Source organism: Nocardia sp. JW2 (assembly GCF_051843015.1).
In the GTDB taxonomy this organism is placed as follows: domain Bacteria; phylum Actinomycetota; class Actinomycetes; order Mycobacteriales; family Mycobacteriaceae; genus Nocardia; species Nocardia coubleae.
In genome coordinates this window covers 308,195-329,539 of record NZ_JBPXLK010000003.1, presented here as the reverse complement: position 1 = coordinate 329,539, position 21,345 = coordinate 308,195, and the positions used below count along the sequence as shown (strand labels likewise).

Here is a 21,345-nt window from a genome sequence, read left to right as displayed (position 1 = left end):
CATGTGGTATCTGGGGTCGATACTGTCCACCAGTTGACCACGGTTGAGCCCGTATTGCACGGTTATTTTTCAAACTTTCGGGTGAACTGTGATTGAAGGCCCGGCGCGCGCTCGGGGCACAATGGAGCGCGTGACTTCAGGTGAGCAGACAACGACCTCGTTCTACGACGCGGTGGGTGGCGCGGAGACCTTCCGCCGCATCGTGTCGGTCTTCTATCGCGAGGTCGCTGCCGACGAGATCCTGCGCCCGCTGTATCCCGAGGAGGATCTGGGGCCGGCCGAGCGCAGGTTGCGGATGTTCCTCGAACAGTACTGGGGTGGGCCGCGCACCTACTCCGACGAGCGCGGCCACCCCCGGCTGCGGATGCGTCATCATCCGTTCGTCATCGGAGCGCTCGAGCGGGACGCGTGGTTGCGTTGCATGCGGATCGCCGTCGACGAGATCGAGCCGTCGATCCTGGACGCCGAACACCGCAAGGCGATGCTGGACTATTTCCAGATGGCAGCGGCCTCGTTGCAGAACGCCCCGCACTGAGCTCGGGACGCCCGGGATTCGCTGATGACGTCCAGGTAGCGACCCGATTTCGGACCTGCGCCCCGGTTTACCGCGATGTTTCCGTCCGGCGTGGCGAACGCTGGCGATTTGCCGGATTCGAAGAAAGTCTCGCGCCGCATGAATATTGTGGGCGTTCTTTGGCAATATTGCGGTTGTGACACAGACACCTGCCTCGCCGGTGCCGGGGGACAACAGCACCGCTCCGTGGTGGAAAACCGCCGTGTTCTATCAGGTCTATCCGCGTTCGTTCGCCGACTCCGATGGTGACGGAGTCGGCGATCTCGGCGGTGTGCGCGAGAAGATGGGTTACCTCGAGCTATTGGGTGTCGACGCGCTGTGGATCTGTCCGGTGATGCGCTCACCACAGGCCGACGGCGGCTACGACGTGTCCGACCCACGCGACATCGACCCGCTCTTCGGTGGCCTCGAGGCCCTCGACGAACTCATCGCCGAGGCGCACGATCGTGAGATCAAGGTCACCATGGATCTGGTGCCCAACCACACCAGCACCGAGCATCCGTGGTTCGCGGCCGCGCTCGAAGCCGCACCGGGCAGTCCCGAACGGGCGCGCTACATCTTCCGCGACGGTCGCGGCGAAGACGGCGCCGAGCCGCCCAACAACTGGCCGAGCATCTTCGGTGGCCCCGCCTGGACCAGGATCACCGAGCCCGACGGCACGCCGGGCCAGTGGTACCTGCACATCTTCGCGCGCGAACAACCCGACCTGAACTGGGACAATCCCGATGTCGCCGCGGATTTCGAGAAGACGCTGCGGTTCTGGCTCGACCGCGGGGTCGACGGTTTCCGTCTCGATGTGGCCCACGGCATGGCCAAACCGGAAGGCCTGCCCGACATGGCGCACGTCGACACCAAGATGCTGGTGCACGACGACGACGATCCCCGCTTCAACAACCCCGGTGTGCACGCCATCCACCGCCGCATCCGCACCGTGCTCGACGACTATCCGCACGCGGTGTCCATCGGTGAGGTGTGGGTCGATGACAACGTGCGCTTCGGCGAGTACGTGCGCCCCGACGAACTGCATCTGGCGTTCAACTTCCGGCTGGCCGAGGCGGCCTTCACCGCCGAGGACGTGCGCACCGCCATCACCCATTCGCTCGAGGCGGTGAGCGCGGTCGGCGCCCCACCCACCTGGACCCTGTCCAACCACGACATCGAACGCGAGGTCACCCGCTACGGCGGCGGCAAGACCGGGGTGGCGCGGGCGCGGGCGATGATGATGGTCGAATTGGCGCTGCCGGGTGCGGTATTCGTCTACAACGGCGCCGAGCTCGGGCTGCCCAATGTCGGCGATCTGCCCGAGGAGGCGCTGCGGGATCCGGTGTGGGAACGCTCCGGCCACACCGAGCGTGGTCGCGACGGGTGCCGGGTGCCGATTCCGTGGGAGGGCAGTACGCCGCCGTTCGGTTTCACCACGGGCACGCCGTGGCTGCCGATGCCCGCCGAGTGGGCCGACCGCACCGTCGAAGCCCAGCTGGAAACCCTGCACTCGACGTTGTCGCTGTACCGCCTGGCGATCGATCTGCGCGGTACCCGTTCGGAATTCGCGGGCGACCGGATCGACTGGTACGGCAGCCCGGCCGGGTGTCTGGCGTTCCGCCGACCGGGTGGGCTGGTGTGTGTGCTCAACGCCTCGGACGGGCCGATTCAGCTGCCGCCGGGGGAGTTGCTGCTGTCCAGCGCTCCGGTCGCCGACGACCGCCTGCCCGCGAACGCGGCGGCCTGGTTGGTCTGACACGCGCATTTCCGACGGCCGGAGGATGAACTACTACAGAGCATCGTCTAACGTTTCACTCGTGAGCATTCTCGAGACAGTGCTGATCTTCGTCGGCATCCCGGCCGCGATCTACTTCGCGATCGCGGGTTTGTCCTATCTCGGTAAGCCACTGCCCGGTGAGAAGCCGGCCCACTTCGAGCTCGGGCAGAAGTGGACCCACCCGCCGGTGCTGTGGAGCGCTACCGACGAGGTGACCGCTGCGTCCGGTCACCACCACGCCGAACCGCATGGCAGCCATGCGGTTCTCGAACCCGCGCACGCGGAGCTGATCGGAGGCCGGGCAAGTGGCAAGTTCTAATTGGCCCGCGGTTGTCGAAGCCGACCTGCCGCACGGGTACGCGCTGACCAGTAGTGGCCGCGTCTCCGGTGTGCACGAGCCCGGCACGGTGTTCGACGAGGTGCCGTTCACCGATCGTGAGCGGGTCGCCCTCGACAACGCGCTCACCGACGCCACCCGCGCCACGAAGGTGCGCTTCAACATCTACCTCGGCGACCTGGGTGCCGACCCGGCCGCCGGTGCCGACGCGCTGCTGCAGAACACCCCCGAGTCCGCCGACTCGGTGCTCATCGCGGTCTCGCCCAACCAGGGTGCCGTGGAGGTCCGTTCGGGTGCCGCGGTGGCCGAGCGCGCCAACGACCGCATCTGCCAGCTCGGCGTCACCGCCGCACTGGCGTCCTTCCGTCAGGGCAACCTGATCGATGGGCTGATCTCGGCTGTCCGGGTGATGGCCGCCGCTATCGGCCGCTAGTCCCTTTCGCCGCGCACCGGCGCGTTCACCTGCAGAGGTGAACGCGCCGTTCGTGTTTCGGCGGGAAAAGTTTCCGCGCATCGGGAATCAACCCGACGACTGTCGACTTCTAACCAGTGAAATAACTTTGACTGGTTAGGAAGTGGCGAGCATGCGCCGAGAGAATCTTGCCTGGGCGGGACTGGCGGCGATGACCGTGTCGTTCGGGCTGAACTTCACCATGGGGGTGTTCTTCGCGCCGACCGCCGCGTCGTACGGGGTGTCGTCGACGGCGCTTGCCGTGGCCGCCGCGCTGGGGACGGCGGTGACCGGGGTGGCGCAGCAGGGGATCGGGCGACTGCTCGATCGGTTCGGGCCCAAGATGGTGCTGACCGGTGGGCTCAGCCTGATCTCGGGCAGTTATCTCGTGCTCGCCACGGTTACCCAGACCTGGCAGTTCGTCGCCGCCTACATGGTGCTCGGCGGGCTCGGGTTCGCCTCGGCATCCACGCTCACCGTCACCACGCTGCTCGGGCGGGCGCACGGCGCGCAGGCGGGACCTGCGATGGCGCGGGCGGCGATCGGCATCAATCTGGGTCAGCTGGTGACACCGTGGGCGGCGACCGCGTTGTTCGAGCCGATCGGTGTGCGTGCCACCTTCGCCCTGCTCGGTGCGGTCGGCCTGGCCGTCACGGCCGTGTTGTGGCTGCTGCTGCCCAACGATCAGCGGACCACCGGTGTGGCAGGTGCGGGGGAGTCGCTGGCCGATCGGTGGAAGGTCTTGGTGGCGTTCGGATTACACTCCGCGACCCTCTATGTGGTTGTGCTGATGTTGCCCGAGCACGCGGTGGAACTGGGGTGGTCGGTCACCGGTGCGGGCCGACTGGTCGCCTTGGCGGCGCTGGCTGCCGGGCTGACCTCCGCCGCGCTGGTCCCGCTGTTGCGCCGTCACCGGCCCGAAGATCTGCTGCGAACCCTGTTCGTGGTGCGGCTGTCCGCGTTGCTGCTCGCGGTGTTCGTGCCGGGTTCGCTGGTGCTGGTCGCGGTGCTGTTCGGTATCGCTTCCTTCCCGGTCATCCCGCTCACCATGGCCATCGTGTCGCGTGGACTCGATCCGGCGCGGATGGGCCGAACCCTGGCTCCGGCCTGGGTGATTCATCAGCTGTCTGCCGCCGCCGGGTTGGGTGTCGCCGCCCTGATCCACACCCTCACCGACAGCTACCGCGGCTATTTCGCGCTCACGGTGGTGTTCACCGTGGCCGCCGCTGTCCTCGCCGGACCGGTTCGCCGTCGCGAACCGGTCACCGTCTGAACCTCCGCAAAACCCACCGAGAAAGAGAGATCCATCATGAGCCAGGTCCGTCACAACACCGTGCAGATCCAGGGCCAGTCCATTTTCTATCGCGAGGCGGGTGACCCGTCGGCACCGACTGTTGTTCTCCTGCACGGATTCCCGACGAGCTCGGCGATGTTCCGGAACCTGATCCCGGCCCTCGCCGCCGACTATCACGTGATCGCGCCCGACCATCTGGGCTTCGGGCAGTCCGGGATGCCGAAGGCCGACGAGTTCGACTACACCTTCGACAACCTCACCGCCCTCACCCTCGAACTGCTCGACACCCTCGGCATCGACCGGTTCGCGGTCTACATCCAGGACTACGGCGCGCCCATCGGCTTGCGTATCGCCGCACGCAACCCGCAGCGCGTCAGCGCCCTCATCACCCAGAGCGGCAACGCCTATCTGGAGGGCTTCACGCCGTTCTGGGAGCCGCTGTTCGCACACGCGAACGACCGCGCCGCCCACGAACCGGAGGTGCGCAAGCTGCTCGAGCCCGACGCGACGAAATGGCAGTACACCCATGGCGTTCCGGCCGACCGGTTGTCGCTGGTCAGCCCGGACACCTGGACTCTCGACCAGGCCTACCTGGACCGTCCAGGCAACAGGGAGATCCAGCTCGACCTGTTCGCCGACTACAAGAACAACCTCGACGGCTACCCCGAATTCCAGAAGTACTTCGCCGAGCACCGTCCTCCGACGCTCATCGCCTGGGGCGAGCACGACGAGATCTTCGGAGCCGACGGCGCCCGCGCCTACCTGCGCGATCTGCCCGACGCCGAACTGCACCTGCTCGACGCGGGGCACTTCGCGCTCGAGACGCACGGCCCCGAGATCGCCGCGCTGATCCGTGATTTCCTCGGCCGGGTCCTGCGCTGAGCCACCTGCGAACGGCCGGGCACCCGCCCTGCCGTCCGCGCGTGATCGAGTACCCTGAGCGGCGGCTTTCGCGGCCGGCACGGCCGGTCGCCGGTGAAGGGGGATCATGCGCACAGCACTGGCTCGGATCGTCGCCGCGGTAGCGGTGACCTGCATGTCGACCGTCGGTTGCGCCGACGACTCGTTCCGCGACACCGAACCCGCCGCCGGTGCGCCGACCTCGGACTTCTACACCGCCGACGGCGAAACCCTCCCGGGCGCACGGGGTTCGGTGATCCGCACCCGGTCGCTGCCCGACGCCGTACCGGGTGCCCGCACCGAGCTGATCCTCTACCGCTCGATCGACGCGCACGGGGCGACGGTCGCCGTCTCGGGAACGGTATCGGTGCCGCCGGGGACGCCGCCGGTGGGCGGCTGGCCGCTGATCTCGTTCGCGCCGGGCACCAACGGTGTCGCCGACGTGTGCGCGCCCTCGCGGGCCGACGGTGCGTCACCGACGAGGGACGAGCTGGCCCGCTGGGTCGCCGCCGGGTACGCGGTGGCCCGCACCGACTACCAGGGGCTCGGCACACCCGGCGGCCACGGCTACCTCATCGGGGAGACCGAGCAGCGCGCCGTCGCCGACATCGTCGTCGCGGCAAGGGAATTCAACCGCGATATCGGTGCCCGCTGGGTGGCGATGGGGCACTCCCAGGGTGGGCACGCGGCCCTGTTCGCCGCGAGCGCGTCGGGCGGTTGGGCTCCCGCGGTCGATCTGCTCGGTGCGGTGGCGCTCGCACCCGCGTCCCATCTGGCGGAGCAGGTGCGGATGGCGAAGTGGGCGGTGTCGAATCCGCTCGGCTCGGTCGGGACCGGTGGGCTGGCGGTGTACCTGCCGATGCTGGTTCGCGGCGCGCAGACCGTCACCGAGCTGGACCCGGCCCGGTTCCTCACCGAGCGTGCGGTGTCGATGCTGCCGCTCGCCGACACCGACTGCGCGGCGGCGCTGAACGAATCGGGCAAATGGGGCGGGCTGTCGGTCAAGGACGTTCTCGAGCGCGATGGTGACCTGTCCGGGCTGCTGCGCGTCCTCGACGACAACGATCCGAGCGGGCTGAGCTTCACCGAACCGGTGCTGGTGCTCCAGGGCCGCGACGATCACACCGTTCCGCTGAAGTCGACCGACGCGATGGTGGCCCAACAGCAGATGCGCGGTCAATCGGTGGATTACCGCAAATACGACGGCGTCGACCACAGCGAGATCATCTCCGCGTCGTTCACCGACGCCCTCGGCTGGGTCGACACCCGCTTCGGCATCACCCGTTGACGCGTACGCCCCCGGATCGACAGGGGCTGCCACCTGGCTGAAGGCGTCGTCGTGCTGTCCCGGCACTGCCGTTGAGTTACGCCCACAGCAGAAGAACCGGGTGTGTCGCGCCGGCAGTCTTTACGCTCGGACCATGGGCGAGCACAAGGGTTTGCGGGTGATTCCGGGCGGGCGCGAGGAGCGACGGGCACGCCCCGAACCGCTGTGGCGCGAGGCCCTCGGCGAACGCCTGCGCACGCTGCGCCAAGAGCAGCGCTCGACGCTGGTCGACACCGCGGGCCGCGCGGGCATCTCCCCGCAGTACCTCTCGGAGGTGGAACGCGGCCGCAAGGAACCCTCCAGCGAAATGATCGCCGCCCTGGCCGGTGCACTGGGCACCAGCGTGGGCGACCTCGTCGGCCAGGTGGCGGAAATGATGCGCCGCCGCACAGCCGTCGTCGTCGGCGGCGACCGCCGCATCACCGCCCCGGCCATGCCACGCACCACGATGATCGCACCCAACGCACTGCTGATGGCGGCTTGACGCCAGCCTGATCCGCTCGGCGGTGGCTGTAGATCCCATCGGCCACCGCGCGAGCCGGCTTTCGCTGCACACGCCGGAGTATCCGGACGGTCTCCTCGTCGCCGAGCCCGCGTAGCTGTCGGTGGTGCCCTGCATCATCGACGCATGCCGATCAAGAACCGTCAGACCGCAGAGCATCCGTTCCTGCGGGAGATGTACGAGGACCCGTACTATCCCGACGCCGTGCTCGACCGGTGCAAGGCGGTCCTGCTGCGCCTGTGCGAGACCATCGAGTCGGAACGGCCATCGGATCTGACGGCCCTGTACGTCCTCACCCAAGCCGCCACCGCCGAGTTCAACGACCTGGAGGCGGAGTTCGAGGCAGCCGACAGCGAAATCGAGACGGTCGCACGCGAAGTGATCGCCGAGGACTTCTGTGTGATCGCGGCGGCCTATGGCTTCCCGAATGCGGATTCGGAGGAGCTGCTAGCCGGGCGAGACTGGTGACGGGCTGCTCATGGAAGTGGTTGGCGGATCCGGCGATGAAGGTAACGGTTCCCGATGTGAAAACCGGCTCCACCTACACCTGCTCCCGTTGCGCCGAACCACACGACGGACCCCCGCTCGGTTACGGCATGCCGGCACCCGCGCACTGGACCCCCGAAGTCGCGGATCAGCCCGGCAGCGTCCTCGGAGAAGAACAATGCGTGATAGCGGGATCGCACTTCTTCGTGCGGGCACGACTGGTCATTCCCGTGACCGACCTCGGCACCGAATTCGACTGGGGCGTGTGGGTATCGGTCAGCGCGGCTAACTTCGAGGGAATGTCGACGCTGTGGGACAAGCCCGAAAGAGTCGAGGAGCCACCATATTTCGGCTGGTTGTCCACCATCCTGCCCGTGTACGAACCGACCACCTTGAACCTGAAGACCAAACTCCATTCCCAGCCCATCGGCAACCGACCACTCGTGGAACTGGAACCCACCGATCACCCCCTGGCCGTCGAGCAACGAACCGGAATCACCGCGGCCCGCGTTCAATGGTTCGCCGAACAAGTTCTGCACACCGACAAGTCATGAACTGAACTCGACCACCCGTTTCGATGTCCAGTGATGGCCCGCATGCGAGACGGCGGGTGACCCGGTGTCCGCGGTGGCACACGGTCTGCCACGAACTGAAGCGCCGACTGACGGCGGCGCGCGCCGGGCGGGTCAGGTCGTCCGGATCGGGACGGTCAGTTCGCGGAGCATGTCGACGAGGGCGGTTACCGGCATTTCCGGGTCGATGGCGCGCTGGACGCCGAGGCCGATGCCGAGGGCGAGAATGCGGAGGGCCGCTTCGTCGGCGGGGAGGGGGAGGGCGATGCCGAGTTCGGCGGTTTGGATTTCGATGAGGGAGGCCAGGACGGCGGTGAGGGAGCGGCGGCGTTCTGCCAGTTCGGTGCGGATATCGGGGAGGTGGCGGGTGCTGGTGGCGAACTCGACCTCCAGGGCTGTCCAGCCGACGTCGCCGATGTTCTCGTCGGCCCAGCGGGCGAAGCCCTCGATCCGTTCGGCCATGGTGTCGGGTCCGAGAATCGCGGCCGACAGCGATTCGGCCCGCTCCACGTGCACCACGTCGAGCACGGCGAGGCCGAGTTCGTGTTTGGTGGCGAAATTCGAGTAGACCGCGCCCTTGGAGTAGCCGGCCTCGGCGGCGACCTTCTCCAGGGAGGTCACGTTGTAGCCGTCGGCCAGGAACAGGCGTTTGGCGGTCTCGACGAGACTTTCGCGCGTCCGTGCGTGGGACTCTTTGCGCGTCAGCCTGGTCATATGCGGCAGTTTAGCAAGAAGGGGTACCGGTGGAATTCGAATACCGTTAGTATCTGAATGATGAGCACTCGACGTGGCCTTGCCATCGGTTGCGGTGGTGTCCTCGGGTTCGCCTGGACAGCCGTGGCCCTCGACGCGGTCGAACGCGCACTGGACTGGGATGTTCGATCGGCCGACGTGCTGATCGGGACGTCGGCCGGCGCGGAGATCGTGGCCGCCCTCGGTTCCGGCCGCACACCCGCCGATCTCCTGGCCGCCCTCGACGCCGAGCCCGGCGCCGACCCGGTACTCGCGGCGCACATCGCCGTGGACCCCGGCAAGTTCCCGCCGCTGCCCGGTATCGGCCTGCCGAACCTCGGCCTGATCGGTGCCGGTCTTCGCGCCGGCTCGGCCTACAGCGCCCTGGCCGGGCTGCTGCCACGCGGGCGCGGTGACGCGAGCTGGCTTCGCTCGTTCGGCCGGTCACTCGCCGATGCCGACGGCTGGGTGGATCACCCCGCCACCTGGTTGGTGGCCGCCGACGCCGCGACCGGGCAACGGATCACCTTCGGGGCCAACGGGTCCGATGCCGATTCGCCGCATCGGTCCGCCGATGGCTCACCCGTCGACCTCGGTGACGCGATCGCCGCATCCTGGGCGATCCCCGGCTGGTTCCCGCCGGTACGGATCGGCGGCCGGGATTACGTCGACGGCGGCGCGGTCTCCTCGGTCTCGGCCGACCTGCTGCTCCCACTCGACCTGGACGAGGTGGTGGTGATCGCCCCGATGACCTCCGCGGGCGGTGCCCCGGCCACCGGCTTCGACCGCATCGAACGCCTCCTGCGCGCCCAGATGACTCGCGGCCTGGACCGAGAGGTGAAGCTCCTGCGCGACAACGGCGTTCGCGTGATCCGCGTCGAACCGGGGCCCGCCGAATTGGCCGCGATGGGCCCCAACTTCATGGATTCCCGCCGCCGCCCGGCGACCCTCGCCGCCGCCCGCGCCAATGCCCACGCCCGCGTGCACGAAGCACTGCGCACCGCGAGTCTCGCGCGATGAACTCGCAGATCAGAGCACGCACTCGGTGCGTGGCAGGCCCCGGCCGCCGGAAGGCGCCCGGTCGGCTGCGGGTCGCGGCCACCGGTGTGCGGCACCCGGCCCATGAACCCATGCGCACGACGAGCGCACAGCGACCCGAGATTCTGTGAAGAAGGAGAGCCGGATGACTCAGCACCATGAGGTGATCGTGATCGGGGCGGGGGTGTCCGGGGTCGGCGCCGCCATCAAGTTGCGGGAGGCGGGGGTCGACGATGTGGTCATCGTCGAGAAGGCCGAGACGTTCGGGGGGACGTGGCGGGCCAATACCTATCCGGGGTGCGCGTGTGATGTGCCGTCGGGGTTGTACTCGTTCTCGTTCGCGCCGAATCCGGAGTGGTCGCGGCTGTTCGCGACCCAGCCGGAGATCCTCGCCTACATCGACCGGGTGGCACGCGAGCACGGCCTCGCCGAGCGCACCCGCTTCGGGGTGACGATGACCGGCGCCCAGTGGGACGCGGCAGCCGAATTGTGGCGCCTGGACACCACTTCCGGCGAATTCACGGCGCGTTTCGTCGTCTCGGCGGCGGGCCCGTGGAACGAACCGCGCTTCCCCGACATCACCGGTCTGGACGAGTTCGATGGCGAGGTCTTCCATTCGGCGCGCTGGAATCACGACTACGACCTGAGCGGGAAGCGGGTGGCGGTGATCGGAACCGGCGCGTCGGCTGTGCAGTTCGTGCCACAGATCCAGCCCGAGGTGGCCGCACTGCACCTGTTCCAACGCACCGCGCAGTGGGTGCTGCCGAAGCCGGACCATCCGGTGCCGGGCATCGAGAAGCAGGTGATGCGGCGCGTGCCGTTCGCGCACAAGGCTTTACGTGGCATCGAGTACGCCATGATGGAGAGCCTCGGTGTGGCCTTCCGGCATCCGCGCCCCCTGATGCAGGCGGTGCAGGGGATCGGTTCGGCGTATCTGCGTGCGGTGGTGCGTGATCCGGTGCTGCGGGCCAAGCTCACTCCCGACTACCTGCTCGGCTGCAAGCGGATCCTGTTCTCCAACAACTACCTCCAGTCGCTCACCAAATCCAATGTCGACGTGCACGCCACCGCCGTCACCGAGATCCGGGGCAACACGGTGATCGGCGCCGACGGCAGCAGCGCCGAGGTGGACGCGATCATCCTCGGCACCGGCTTCCACATCCTGGACTCCCCACTGGGCGAGATCGTGCGCGACGCCGACGGCCGCTCCCTGGCCGACCACTGGAAGGGTTCGCCCGAGGCCTACCTCGGCACCGTCACCACCGGCTTCCCCAACATGTTCTCCGTCCTCGGGCCGAGTCTCGGCACCGGACACTCCTCGGCGTTCGCCGTTCTCGAAGCCCAGATCACCTTCCTGGTCTCGGCGGTCACCCGGGCCCGCCGCGAGGGCTGGCCCGTGCTGGACGTGCGCCCGGAGGTGCAGGCCCGGTATGTCGACGAGGTGCAGGCCGCGCTGTCGGGCACCGTCTACAACTCCGGTGGCTGCCGCAGTTACTACCTGGATGTGAACGGGCGCAACAGCTTCAGCTGGCCGTGGTCGACCGGGGCACTGACGAGCCGGGTCAGTTCGTTCGATCCCTCCGATTTCACCGTCACCGAGAGCAAGGTGCTGTCATGAGTTATCCGAAGATCGAACTCGACGGCGCGCTCGTCGCCATCACCGGCGCGGCGCGTGGCATCGGCCTGGCCACCGCGCGCGCCTTCGTGGCGGCGGGTGCGCGGGTGGCGCTCGGCGATCTCGACGAGGCGCTGGTCGTGCAGGCCGCGGCCGAATTCGGCGACCGGGCCATGGGGCACGCGCTCGATGTCACCGACAAGGATTCCTACGCACGGTTTCTCGACGCCGCCGTCGACTGGCATGGTCGCCCGCTCGACGTGCTGGTCAACAACGCGGGCGTCATGCCCAACGCGCCGTTCCTCGAACAGTCCGAACGCATCGACCGGCTCACCATGGACGTCAACGTCTACGGTGTCATCCACGGCATGCGGCTGGCGCTACCCGCCATGGTGGAACGCGGCTACGGCCACGTGGTGAACGTGGCATCGCTGGCGGGCAAGTTCCCGCTCAAGGGGCTGGCGGTGTACAACGCGAGCAAGTTCGCGGTGGTCGGGCTGAGTGCGGCGACCCGGCTCGAGATGGACGGCACCGGGGTGAGCGTGAGCACCGTCCTGCCCTCGGCCGTGCGCACCGAACTCAGCTCCGGCATCGACGTGGGCATCCTGCCGACGGTCGAGCCCGAAGACATCGCCACCGCCGTGGTCCGCACGGTGAAGACCCGGGCCGCCGAGACATCGGTCCCTTCGTATGTCGGTGTCGCCGCGAACGCCGCGACGCTGCTGCCGGAATCGCTGATCCGGTTGGTGCGCAAGGCCGCTCACGACGACGCCGCGATCAACCGGGTCGACGACGACGTGCGTCGGGTCTACCTCGATCGCATCGAGAAGCAGTAGCGCACGGGTCACTGCCGTTCGTGCAGAACCTGGTCGACCAGCCCGTACTCCAGGGCGGTCTCGGCGGTGAACACCCGGTCGCGATCGGTATCGCGACGCAAGGTCTCCGGGCTCTGACCGGTGTGCTTGGACAGGATCGCCTCGATCGCCGCCCGCATGCGCACGATCTCGTCGGCTTGCAGGATCAGATCGGGAATCGTGCCCTGGCCGCGAGTCGCGGGCTGGTGCAACACGATTCGGGTGTGCGGGAGCATCGCCCGGTGTCCCGCCTCGCCACCCGCGAGCAGCACCGCACCGACCGCGATGGCCTGACCGACACAGGTGGTGTGCACGGGCGCCTTGATGAAGCGCATGGTGTCGTACACGGCCAGCATGGCCGACAGGTCGCCACCCTCGCAGTTGATGTAGAGGCTGATCGCCTGGCCGGGGCTGTCGGATTCCAGGTGCAGCAGCTGCGCGATGAGCGCGTTGGCGACGCCCGAGTCGATGGGTGTGCCCAGGTAGACGATGCGTTCGCTGAGCAGGTGCGAGTAGATGTCGGTGATACGTTCCCCACCGCGGTGCTGGGAAACCACATTCGGAATGGTGTAACTGGACATATCCGCCTCTCCGCGAATTCTGGCCTGACTCGTCTGCCGCCCGGATTGCGTCGGCGGCAGGCTGTTGGGGTAGGGGTCGGGTTTGCCCGTCCCCGGTGAGTTACCCATGTACGCGCGTGATCACGTGGTGCCGTGGGTAATTCATGCCGTGATGCCGATGCGACGACGATTGGGCACCACTTGGTCGAAGGACTCCACCACGTGGTCGATGAAGCCGTACTCGAGGGCCTGGGTGGCGGTGAACCAGCGGTCGTGCAGGGAGTCCTCGTAGACGCGGTCGAACGGTTGGCCGGTGTCCTCGGCGATGAGGCCGAGCACGGTGTCGACGGTGTAGCGCAGGTCGTCGGCCTGCACCTCCACCTCGACGGCGCTGCCGCCGATACCCGCCGAGCCCTGGTGCATGAGGATGCGGGCGTGCGGCATCGCGTACCGCTTACCCGGCGTCCCGGAGGACAGCAGGAATTGCCCTGCGCTGCAGGCCAATCCGAGCGCGAGGGTGGACACCTCGCACGGCACCAGCCGCATCACGTCGCGGATGGCGAGCATCGACGGCACCGAGCCGCCGGGGGAGTGGATCCACAGCGAGATTCCCGCTTCGGGTGCCTGGGCGGCGAGGGTGAGCATCTGGGTGATGAGCAGGGTCCCGTTGTCGTCGTCGAGCGCACCGTCGAGCACGAGAATCCGCCGCCCGAACAACTGCTCACGCATCCGCCAACTGAACATCGGTGCTTTGTCGTCGTGTGCCATGAGTCAACGGTGCCTCGCGCACACCACCATTCGCCGCCGATGCTGCCCCCAGCAGATCTGCTCACAGCAGCGAACACGGCGACACCGGCGTACGGCGGCGTCGCCTCGTGAGTACCGCGATGACAGCGAGGTGTTTCAGCGGGTGGCGGAGACTCCGAGGTCTTTCGCGCACGCATCCAGGATCTTCCCGAAGACCATCGCGGCGATCGGTGTGGTGAGCCGGGTGATCGCGGCGGCGGCGAACGGGGCTTTCACCTCGCCGACGCTCGTCCAGCGCACCCTTGTTCCGCCCGGTTCCGACGTGAACGTCATGGTCCCGCCGTCGTGCCGGGACGGCGGAAAGCTGCGTTCGACGAGGTAGTCGAAGGCATGCGGCGGGTCGTAGCGGGTGATCCGCTCGGTGAACCGGCCGATCATCCACAGGTGCCGGCGGACCGCGCCGACGCCGTAGGGCGCGTCTGTCCCCGGCCGGACCCAACGGTTACGCAGCACCCAGAACGAACGCCCGTAATTCCTTGTGTCGGCACACCATTCGAAGACCTGTTCGATCGGCGCCGCGATAAAGCGCTCGGCCGCAATGGTTTCCATCCCGCTTCTCCTTCGAAGATCGACATGGAGGAAATCCCCCGCCCCGAATACTACTCTCGGTAGTAGTCACATCGGGGCGAAATGCGTCGAGCCGGCCAGTGCCGGAAATGGCCGATGGCCCCGATCCGGCGAGATCGGGGCCATCGGGTCCGTGCGCTACTTGGCGTCGAATTCCCGTGCGCGCAGCGAGCGTTCGATCCCGGCGCGGCCTTCCGAGACCAGGCGGTACAGGGCGGGCGGGTGGTCACCCGCGAGGAATTCGTCGGCCTTGGCCATCGCTTCCTCGGTGATCGCCCAGTGCGGGTACAGGCCGACGACGACGGTCTGGGCCACCTCGCTCGAGCGGCGTTCCCAGACGGCGGGAACCTCGGCGAAGTAGCGGTCGACATACGGGGCGAGCAGTTCGCCCTGGCCCGCGGGGGCGAAACCGCCGACGATTGCGCGGGCGGTGATGTTGGGAACCGTGTCGTCGCCCATCACCGTGTTCCAGGCCTGTTCCTTCACCGCCGCCAGCGGGCGGGCCGCGCGGGCGGCGGCGGCCTGGCGCTTGCCTGCCGCGGTCGGGTCGCGGTTCAGTTCGGCGTCGATCACCGGGGACTCGAGCCCGTCGGCGTCGATGCGGCCCGCGGCGGCCAGTGCGGTGACGACGCGCCAGCGCAGGTCGGTGTCGACCGTGAGCCCGCCCAGGCCGACCTCCGCCGGATCGCTGTCGAGCAGCCGGGCGAGCACATCGGTGTGCCGAGTGTCCAGCTCGGCCCCGGTGAGTGCGTTGACGAACGCCAGCTGATGATCCGAACCCGCCTCGGCGCCGCGGGCCAGTTCCAGCAGCCGATCGGCGAAACCGGGCCAGCCCTCCTGCTCGGCCCACCCGGGCTCCGCGTAGCTCGAGATGGCGGTCGCGGCCTGCATGAGCAACCGCTGCACCACCCCGATCTCGGACTCGGCACCGATCCCGCGCTGCACGAGCGCGACGAAATCGCGGGCCTTCATCTCGGCCTGCCGGGTCATCTCCCAGGCCGCCGACCAGGCCAGTGTGCGCGGCAGGGATTCGGCGATGTCACCGACGCGGTCGACGACCACCGCGAGCGACTCGGGGTCCAGGCGCAGCGAGCAGTAGGTGAGGTCGTCGTCGTTGACCAGCACCAGGGCCCCGCGCGGCACCCCGACCAGCTCCGGCACCTCGGTCCGCGCGGCGGCGTCGAGGTCGAGCTCGACGCGCTTGGCACGCACCAGCTTTCCGTCGACATCGTCGTAGACACCGACCGCGATCCGGTGCACGCGGTACTCGCCGGCACCCGGTGCGGCGCCCTCCTGCACCACCGCGAAACTCGAGAAGGTGCCGTCTGCCGCGACGGTGAAATCGGGCCGCAGGATATTGAGGCCGGTGGTCTTGAGCCACTGGGCGCCCCAGTCCGACAGGTCGCGCCCCGACGCCTTCTCCAACGCCGACAGCAGATCGTCGAAAGTGGCGTTGCCGTAGGCGTGTTCGGCGAAGTAGTCGCGCAGACCGGCCAGGAACGGCTGCAACCCGACATAGGCGACCAGCTGCTTGAGCACCGAGGCGCCCTTGGCGTAGGTGATGCCGTCGAAGTTCACCTCCACTGCGTGCAGGTCGGGGATGTCGGCCGCGATCGGGTGGGTCGAGGGCAGCTGGTCCTGGCGGTAGGCCCAGGACTTCTCCACATTCGCGAAAGTGGTCCAGGCACTGGTGTATTCGGTCGCCTCGGCCTGGCACAGCACCGACGCGAACGTCGCGAACGACTCGTTGAGCCACAGATCGTCCCACCACTTCATGGTGACCAGGTCGCCGAACCACATGTGCGCCATCTCGTGCAGCACCGTCTCCGCGCGGCGCTCATACGACGCGCGGGTCACCTTGGACCGGAACACGTAGTCCTCGAGGAAGGTGACCGCGCCCGCGTTTTCCATCGCGCCCGCGTTGAACTCCGGCACGAACAGCTGGTCGTACTTGCCGAAGGCGTACGGCACACCGAAGTTCTTGTGGTAGAAGTCGAAACCCTGCTTGGTCTCGGTGAACAGCCGCTCGTGGTCCATGTGCTCGGCCAGCGAGGCCCGGCAGAACAGGCCGAGGGGGATCTCGCCGTGGCTGTCGGAATAGGTGTCGGTCCAGGTGGCGTAGGGACCGGCGATCATGGCGACCAGGTAGGTGCTCATCCGCGGCGTGGTCGCGAACGTGTGGCGCACGACCGCGCCGATCTCGTGCCGGTCGATATCGGCACCGTTGGAGACGACAACCCAGTCGCTCGGCGCCGTCGCGACGACGTCGAAGGTGGCCTTGAGGTCGGGCTGGTCGAAGCAGGCGAACATCCGCTTGGCGTCGGCGGTCTCGAACTGCGAGTACAGGTACACCTTGCTGTCGGCGGGGTCGACGAAGCGGTGCAGGCCCTCACCGGTGTGCGAGTACTCGCAGTCGGCCACCACCACCAGCTCGTTGTTCTCGGCCAGATCCGTCAGCGCGATGCCGGTCTCCTCGGCATACGAACTCACATCGAGATCTCGGCCGTTGAGCACCGCCGAGCGCACCCGCGCCGCGACCAGATCGATGAAGGTGCTCGCCCCCGGCTTCGCGGTGAAGGTGACGGTCGTCGTCGAACCGAAGGTGTCCGACACCGCCGAGTCCGCCCCGCGCGGCTGATCGGTGAGGTCGAGCTCGATCCGGTAGTTGTCCACGGCCACCACGGCCGCGCGTTCGACCGCCTGGTCGCGGGTGAGATTCGGGGCAGACATTGATCTCCTTCGTCGTCGACGAACACGGCACGCCTCGCGCGCTGCGGCCTCGGCCGCGCGCACATCAGCGTCCACAATGCCACTTGCCGCCGACACCCGCTCACGAGTTTCGGCCCCCTCGGTACAGTGCCTACGGAAAAGTTCGCACCTACCAGGAGGCTCGACGTTGAAGCATGTGCACGCCGGGAAAGTCCGTGACCTCTACGAGGACGGCGACACCCTGCTGCTCGTCGCGTCGGATCGTGTCTCGGTCTACGACGTGGTGCTGCCGACGCCGATCCCCGGCAAGGGCGCGCTGCTGACCCAGCTGTCGAACTGGTGGTTCGAGTACTTCACCGACATTCCCAACCACGTGGTGTCGGCCACCGATGTGCCCGCCGAGTTCGCCGGTCGCGGTATCCGGGTGAAGCCGCTGAAGATGCTGCAGGTCGAGTGCATCGCGCGCGGGTACCTGACCGGGTCGGGGCTCAAGGAGTACCAGCAGTCGGGCACGGTCTCCGGTATCGCGCTGCCCGCCGGCCTGCGCGACGGCGACAAACTGCCCGAGCCCATCTTCACCCCCTCCACCAAGGCCGCCGAGGGGCACGACGAGGCGATCAGCTTCGCCGACGTGGTGAACCAGGAGGGCCGCGAGGTCGCCGAGAAGCTGCGTGACCTGACCCTCGAGATCTACACGCGCGGTGCCGAGCACGCGGCGAAGGCAGGGGTGATCGTCGCCGACACGAAGGTCGAATTCGGCTGGGACGGTGAGGTTCTCACGCTCGGTGACGAGGTGCTCACCTCGGACTCCTCGCGTTTCTGGCCCGCCGACGAATGGGAGCCCGGCCGCCCCCAGCGCTCCTTCGACAAGCAGTTCGTCCGCGACTGGTCCACCTCCACCGGCTGGAACAAGGAATACCCCGGTCCGGAGATCCCCGCCGACGTGGTCGAGGCGACCCGGCGCAAGTACGAAGAAGCCTACGAGCGCATCACCGGTGAGAGCTGGACGGGTACCCGAGGATAGTCGTCGCCGCGCCCGTCAGTGCACGGGTGCGGCAACACCTTTCACCGCGCAGATGTGGTCCATCTGCTCGTTTCCCCATTCGCCGAGAGTCACCAGCGCGGCGTTGAGCGACACCCCGCGCTCGGTGAGGGAGTACTCCACTTTCGGTGGGACCTGCGCGTAGATCTCACGGCTGATGATGCCGTCGTGCTCCAGCTCGCGGAGCTGCTGGATCAGCATCTTCTCGGTGACACCGGGGACGAGGCGTTTCAGGTCGCCGAAGCGCTGGGTGCCGGTGGACAGGGCCCACAGGATCAGGGCCTTCCATTTGCCGCCCACCACGTCGAGGGCGGCATCGATGCCGCACGAATACGGATGCTGTCGCTGCTTCATCTCCGCCTTACTTACTTTTTTGTAGGTATTGCACTTCACAGTCGGTACTTGTGAAGTCTAGCGCAACAGGCGAATCTGGGAGTGCATCGCCGAGCGACGGCGACAACCTTTCGGACTAGGGGAGCAATGAGCAACTCGACTGCGGTACAGCGTGTTTCGGTGATCGGTCTCGGCGCGATGGGTGCCGCGCTCGCGAAGGCGCTGCTGGCGGGTGGTCATGAGGTGACGGTGTGGAATCGCACCGCCGCGCGGGCCGAACCGCTGGTTGCCGAAGGCGCGACGGTGGCGTCCACCTCGGCCGAGGCGATGGCGGCCGGGGACCTGGTGATCCTGTGCGTCCTCGACGACGCGGCGGTGCGTGAGCACGTGGAGCCCGCCGCCGAGCAGTTGCGCGGCCGCGTGCTGGTGAATCTGACGACCACCACTCCGGAACAGGGGCGCTCGCTCGGGCGCTGGGCCGAGGCGAACGGTGTGGAGCTCATCGACGGCGGCATCATGGCGGTGCCGTCGATGATCGGCGGGCCCGCGGCCTTCCTGCTCTACAGCGGTATCACCGCCGCGTTCGACCGGTTTCGGCACGTCCTGGATCTGTTCGGGCGCGCCGAATGGGTCGGTACGGACTACGGTGCCGCGGCCATGTACGACCTGGCGATCCTCGGCGGTATGTACTCGATGTTCGCCGGCTTCCAGCAGGGCGGGAAGATGGTGCGCACCACCGGTGGTTCGGCCGCCCACCTGGCCACTCTGATGGGCCCGTTCCTGCAGGCGATGGCCGGGATGTTCGCTCAGTACGCACCAGGCATCGACGACCCGGCGAGCTACGTTCCCGAGCAGAGCGCCGAATTCACCGCGGGCGCGCTCACCACCATCAACACCGCCGCGGACGAGGCGGGAACGCCTTCTGAGTTGCTTCAGGTGCTCCTGAAGACGGTGCCCGGCATCTGAGCCCGAGTACGCGGTCCGATCGTGCGGAAGTTCCGCGATCGGACCGCGCTGTGTGCCCGGCAACCCGGGGCGGGGTCAGGCGTTCACCAACTCGGCTGCGAGGAGTTCGTCGACGAAGCCCTCGGCCCGCGCGTCGAACGCGGCGTAGTGCGCGGCCCGTGCGTCACCCGCGATGGCCTCGCCGATCACCAGATTGCCTTCGGCGTCGATGGTTTGAGGCTGGTCCTCGGCATCGGGCAGCAGGCCGACGCGGGAATCGGCGAAACCGCTGTAGTACGCCAGGCCCTCGCTGAGCTGGGCCTCCAGTAGCTGCTGCATGCCGGGAACGATCGCGTCGCCCGCGGTGGCGCCCGCCAGGCCCAGCCACAGGATGCGTTTGCCCGCCAGCTTCGGCTTGCTGCGGCCGTAGGCGAAACCGTAGTTCCAGACGCTGTCGATCCAGCCCTTGAGCATGGCGGGAACGCTCTGCCAGTACACGGGGAATACGACGACGATCACGTCGGCGGCCTGGACCCGGCGCATGTGCGCCTCGGTGGTCGCCGAGTACACCTTGTCGCGATTGCCCCATTCGGGCTGGTCGGCCACGGTCATCCGGGGGTCGAAGTTCTCGCGGTGCAGGTCGAGGAAGTCGATCGCGTACCCGGCGGCGGTGAGCCGGGCGACCGCGCGGTCGGCGACATGAGCCGACAGCGAATCGGCGCGGTGATGCGACAGGACCACCAGGGCCCGCCGGTCGACCGCCGATTCGCCCGCGCTCGCGGCGTGATCGAGGCCGGTGGGCGCGGGAGGCGTTGCGGTGCGAGCGGATTCGGGTGTGGCGGAGGGCTGCGACATGGTGACTCCCTGGTCGTCGGTGGTGCGGGCGGTGTGCCCTGTACTTGCAGTCAACCGTGAATCGCGTGGACGATCTATGGGTGATCATCTCCAGTCGATAGGAATTCGTCTACGCTGGTGGCGTGGATCCGTTGAGTTCGCTGTTGAGCGGCATTCGTGCCGAAGGATCGGTCGTCACCCACGCCGTGCTGCGGTCGCCGTGGACCATCCGCTTCGCCGACCGGGCGCCCCTGGTCATGGTCACCGTCCTGCGTGGCGGCGGCACTCTGGTGCTCGCCGACGGGTCCTCGACCCGGCTGGTGGCCGGTGACACCGCCGTCGTCCAGGCCTGCGAGCCGTTCCATCTGGCCGATACCCGGGCCACGCTCGACCGTCCGCACATGGGCTACGAGCTGTCGTGTTTCGTGCCCCGTGGTTTCGGCCCGGCCGATCTCGCCTGTGCCACACCGGAACTCGTCGAGACCGCGACCGGCGCGCCCGAGGAGACCTCGCTCGTCGTCGGCGCCTACCGGGCGTCCGGGCGCCGGCACGAACGGCTGCTGCGCGCGCTGCCGCCGGTGATGGTCGTCAGCGACGACCCGGACGTCTGCGCGTGGCTGGAGCAGTCCGCCGCCGACGCGGTCCGGCTCAGCGCGGGCTCACAGGCATTGATGGACCGGCTCCTGGACTGGGCGCTGGTGTGCACGCTGCGCACCTGGCTTGCGGCACAGCAACATTGCGCGCCCGCCTGGTATCGCGGCATGGCCGACCCGGTCGTCGGGCCGGCGCTCGAGGCCATCCACAACGATCCGTTCCGGCGCTGGACGGTGGCCGATCTCGCGGCCGAGGCGGCGGTGTCGCGGGCCCTGTTCGCGCGCCGGTTCAGCGAGGTGATGGGCGAGACGCCGCTGGCCTATCTCACCGAATGGCGGATGGCCGAGGCCGAGGAACTGCTCGCCGACCCGAATCGCAGCGTCGCCCAGGTGGCGACCACCGTCGGCTACTCCGATGCGTTCGGGTTCAGTGCCGCATTCAAACGTCTTCGCGGACAGAGCCCTTCGGAATTCCGCTCCACTCTGCGTCAGCCTGCCCTCGCGCGGGCGTGAG

General features: G+C 68.0%; 23 protein-coding genes. 16 read left to right on the top strand and 7 right to left on the bottom strand.

Going from position 1 to position 21,345, the window contains the following annotated elements:
• Positions 1–121 precede the first annotated feature (121 nt).
• From ACSVDM_RS06885 to ACSVDM_RS06840, 10 genes are all read left to right on the top strand, one after another.
• A complete protein-coding gene (locus ACSVDM_RS06885) occupies positions 122–535 on the top strand; it encodes a globin (RefSeq protein ID WP_067486149.1) in 414 nt (137 codons plus the stop codon).
• 175 nt (positions 536–710) lie between these two features.
• Positions 711–2,312 (top strand): glycoside hydrolase family 13 protein, encoded by a 1,602-nt coding sequence (locus ACSVDM_RS06880; protein ID WP_439263657.1) that lies wholly within the window; start codon positions 711–713, stop codon positions 2,310–2,312.
• Between the two features lie 61 nt (positions 2,313–2,373).
• Positions 2,374–2,652, top strand: coding sequence for an aa3-type cytochrome oxidase subunit CtaJ (gene ctaJ / locus ACSVDM_RS06875; protein ID WP_067486150.1), 279 nt, complete (start codon positions 2,374–2,376; stop codon positions 2,650–2,652).
• Positions 2,639–3,103: a DUF5130 domain-containing protein gene (locus ACSVDM_RS06870; protein ID WP_439263656.1), complete on the top strand. Its 465-nt coding sequence runs from the start codon at positions 2,639–2,641 to the stop codon at positions 3,101–3,103. The genes ctaJ and ACSVDM_RS06870 overlap by 14 nt, the downstream gene beginning before the upstream one ends.
• A gap of 151 nt (positions 3,104–3,254) precedes the next feature.
• Positions 3,255–4,394 carry an MFS transporter gene (locus ACSVDM_RS06865; protein WP_439263655.1) on the top strand — a complete coding sequence of 380 codons (1,140 nt, stop codon included), beginning with the start codon at positions 3,255–3,257 and terminating at the stop codon, positions 4,392–4,394.
• A gap of 36 nt (positions 4,395–4,430) precedes the next feature.
• A complete protein-coding gene (locus tag ACSVDM_RS06860) occupies positions 4,431–5,297 on the top strand; it encodes an alpha/beta fold hydrolase (RefSeq protein WP_439263654.1) in 867 nt (288 codons plus the stop codon).
• A gap of 106 nt (positions 5,298–5,403) precedes the next feature.
• Positions 5,404–6,603: an alpha/beta hydrolase family protein gene (locus tag ACSVDM_RS06855; RefSeq protein WP_439263653.1), complete on the top strand. Its 1,200-nt coding sequence runs from the start codon at positions 5,404–5,406 to the stop codon at positions 6,601–6,603.
• Between the two features lie 133 nt (positions 6,604–6,736).
• On the top strand, positions 6,737–7,126 hold the full coding sequence (locus tag ACSVDM_RS06850) for a helix-turn-helix domain-containing protein (protein WP_067642419.1): 390 nt from the start codon (positions 6,737–6,739) through the stop codon (positions 7,124–7,126).
• A 144-nt stretch (positions 7,127–7,270) separates the two neighbouring features.
• Positions 7,271–7,612 carry a DUF5713 family protein gene (locus ACSVDM_RS06845; RefSeq protein ID WP_439263652.1) on the top strand — a complete coding sequence of 114 codons (342 nt, stop codon included), beginning with the start codon at positions 7,271–7,273 and terminating at the stop codon, positions 7,610–7,612.
• A gap of 35 nt (positions 7,613–7,647) precedes the next feature.
• Complete coding sequence (locus tag ACSVDM_RS06840) at positions 7,648–8,184, top strand: DUF2199 domain-containing protein (protein ID WP_439263651.1); 537 nt, start codon at positions 7,648–7,650, stop codon at positions 8,182–8,184.
• A gap of 132 nt (positions 8,185–8,316) precedes the next feature.
• Here the strand turns inward: ACSVDM_RS06840 and ACSVDM_RS06835 are convergent, their stop codons facing one another.
• Positions 8,317–8,916, bottom strand: coding sequence for a TetR/AcrR family transcriptional regulator (locus ACSVDM_RS06835; protein ID WP_439263650.1), 600 nt, complete (start codon positions 8,914–8,916; stop codon positions 8,317–8,319).
• 60 nt (positions 8,917–8,976) lie between these two features.
• Between ACSVDM_RS06835 and ACSVDM_RS06830 the strand changes: the two genes are divergently transcribed.
• The 3 genes from ACSVDM_RS06830 to ACSVDM_RS06820 all read left to right on the top strand — a co-directional run bounded on the left by ACSVDM_RS06830 (position 8,977) and on the right by ACSVDM_RS06820 (position 12,423).
• Positions 8,977–9,954 (top strand): patatin-like phospholipase family protein, encoded by a 978-nt coding sequence (locus tag ACSVDM_RS06830; RefSeq protein WP_439263649.1) that lies wholly within the window; start codon positions 8,977–8,979, stop codon positions 9,952–9,954.
• Positions 9,955–10,117: 163 nt separating this feature from the next.
• Positions 10,118–11,590, top strand: a complete 1,473-nt coding sequence (locus ACSVDM_RS06825; protein WP_439263648.1) for a flavin-containing monooxygenase — start codon at positions 10,118–10,120, stop codon at positions 11,588–11,590.
• Positions 11,587–12,423: an SDR family oxidoreductase gene (locus ACSVDM_RS06820; protein WP_439263647.1), complete on the top strand. Its 837-nt coding sequence runs from the start codon at positions 11,587–11,589 to the stop codon at positions 12,421–12,423. Before ACSVDM_RS06825 ends, ACSVDM_RS06820 begins: the two co-directional genes overlap by 4 nt.
• Positions 12,424–12,431: 8 nt before the next feature.
• Here the strand turns inward: ACSVDM_RS06820 and ACSVDM_RS06815 are convergent, their stop codons facing one another.
• The 4 genes from ACSVDM_RS06815 to pepN all read right to left on the bottom strand — a co-directional run bounded on the left by ACSVDM_RS06815 (position 12,432) and on the right by pepN (position 17,105).
• Positions 12,432–13,022: a ClpP family protease gene (locus tag ACSVDM_RS06815; RefSeq protein ID WP_439263646.1), complete on the bottom strand. Its 591-nt coding sequence runs from the start codon at positions 13,020–13,022 to the stop codon at positions 12,432–12,434.
• A gap of 141 nt (positions 13,023–13,163) precedes the next feature.
• Positions 13,164–13,769 carry a ClpP family protease gene (locus tag ACSVDM_RS06810; RefSeq protein ID WP_067486178.1) on the bottom strand — a complete coding sequence of 202 codons (606 nt, stop codon included), beginning with the start codon at positions 13,767–13,769 and terminating at the stop codon, positions 13,164–13,166.
• A gap of 135 nt (positions 13,770–13,904) precedes the next feature.
• The gene (locus tag ACSVDM_RS06805) at positions 13,905–14,357 is read right to left on the bottom strand and encodes an SRPBCC family protein (RefSeq protein WP_439263645.1); all 453 of its coding nucleotides are present in this window, start codon (positions 14,355–14,357) and stop codon (positions 13,905–13,907) included.
• A gap of 156 nt (positions 14,358–14,513) precedes the next feature.
• Positions 14,514–17,105, bottom strand: a complete 2,592-nt coding sequence (pepN, locus tag ACSVDM_RS06800) for an aminopeptidase N (protein WP_439263644.1) — start codon at positions 17,103–17,105, stop codon at positions 14,514–14,516.
• A 166-nt stretch (positions 17,106–17,271) separates the two neighbouring features.
• Here pepN and ACSVDM_RS06795 point away from each other — a divergent pair, with 166 nt between their 5' ends.
• On the top strand, positions 17,272–18,108 hold the full coding sequence (locus ACSVDM_RS06795) for a phosphoribosylaminoimidazolesuccinocarboxamide synthase (protein WP_067486182.1): 837 nt from the start codon (positions 17,272–17,274) through the stop codon (positions 18,106–18,108).
• Positions 18,109–18,123: 15 nt separating this feature from the next.
• Here the strand turns inward: ACSVDM_RS06795 and ACSVDM_RS06790 are convergent, their stop codons facing one another.
• Positions 18,124–18,480, bottom strand: a complete 357-nt coding sequence (locus ACSVDM_RS06790) for a winged helix-turn-helix transcriptional regulator (RefSeq protein WP_067486184.1) — start codon at positions 18,478–18,480, stop codon at positions 18,124–18,126.
• Between the two features lie 126 nt (positions 18,481–18,606).
• On the opposite strand from ACSVDM_RS06790, the gene ACSVDM_RS06785 reads away from it, so the two are divergent.
• A complete protein-coding gene (locus tag ACSVDM_RS06785; RefSeq protein ID WP_067642410.1) occupies positions 18,607–19,425 on the top strand; it encodes an NAD(P)-dependent oxidoreductase in 819 nt (272 codons plus the stop codon).
• Between the two features lie 75 nt (positions 19,426–19,500).
• On the opposite strand, the gene ACSVDM_RS06780 is transcribed toward ACSVDM_RS06785, so the two are convergent.
• The gene (locus ACSVDM_RS06780; RefSeq protein WP_439263641.1) at positions 19,501–20,259 is read right to left on the bottom strand and encodes an NAD(P)H oxidoreductase; all 759 of its coding nucleotides are present in this window, start codon (positions 20,257–20,259) and stop codon (positions 19,501–19,503) included.
• Positions 20,260–20,381: 122 nt separating this feature from the next.
• Here ACSVDM_RS06780 and ACSVDM_RS06775 point away from each other — a divergent pair, with 122 nt between their 5' ends.
• Positions 20,382–21,344: an AraC family transcriptional regulator gene (locus ACSVDM_RS06775; protein ID WP_439263639.1), complete on the top strand. Its 963-nt coding sequence runs from the start codon at positions 20,382–20,384 to the stop codon at positions 21,342–21,344.
• Position 21,345 lies beyond the last annotated feature (1 nt).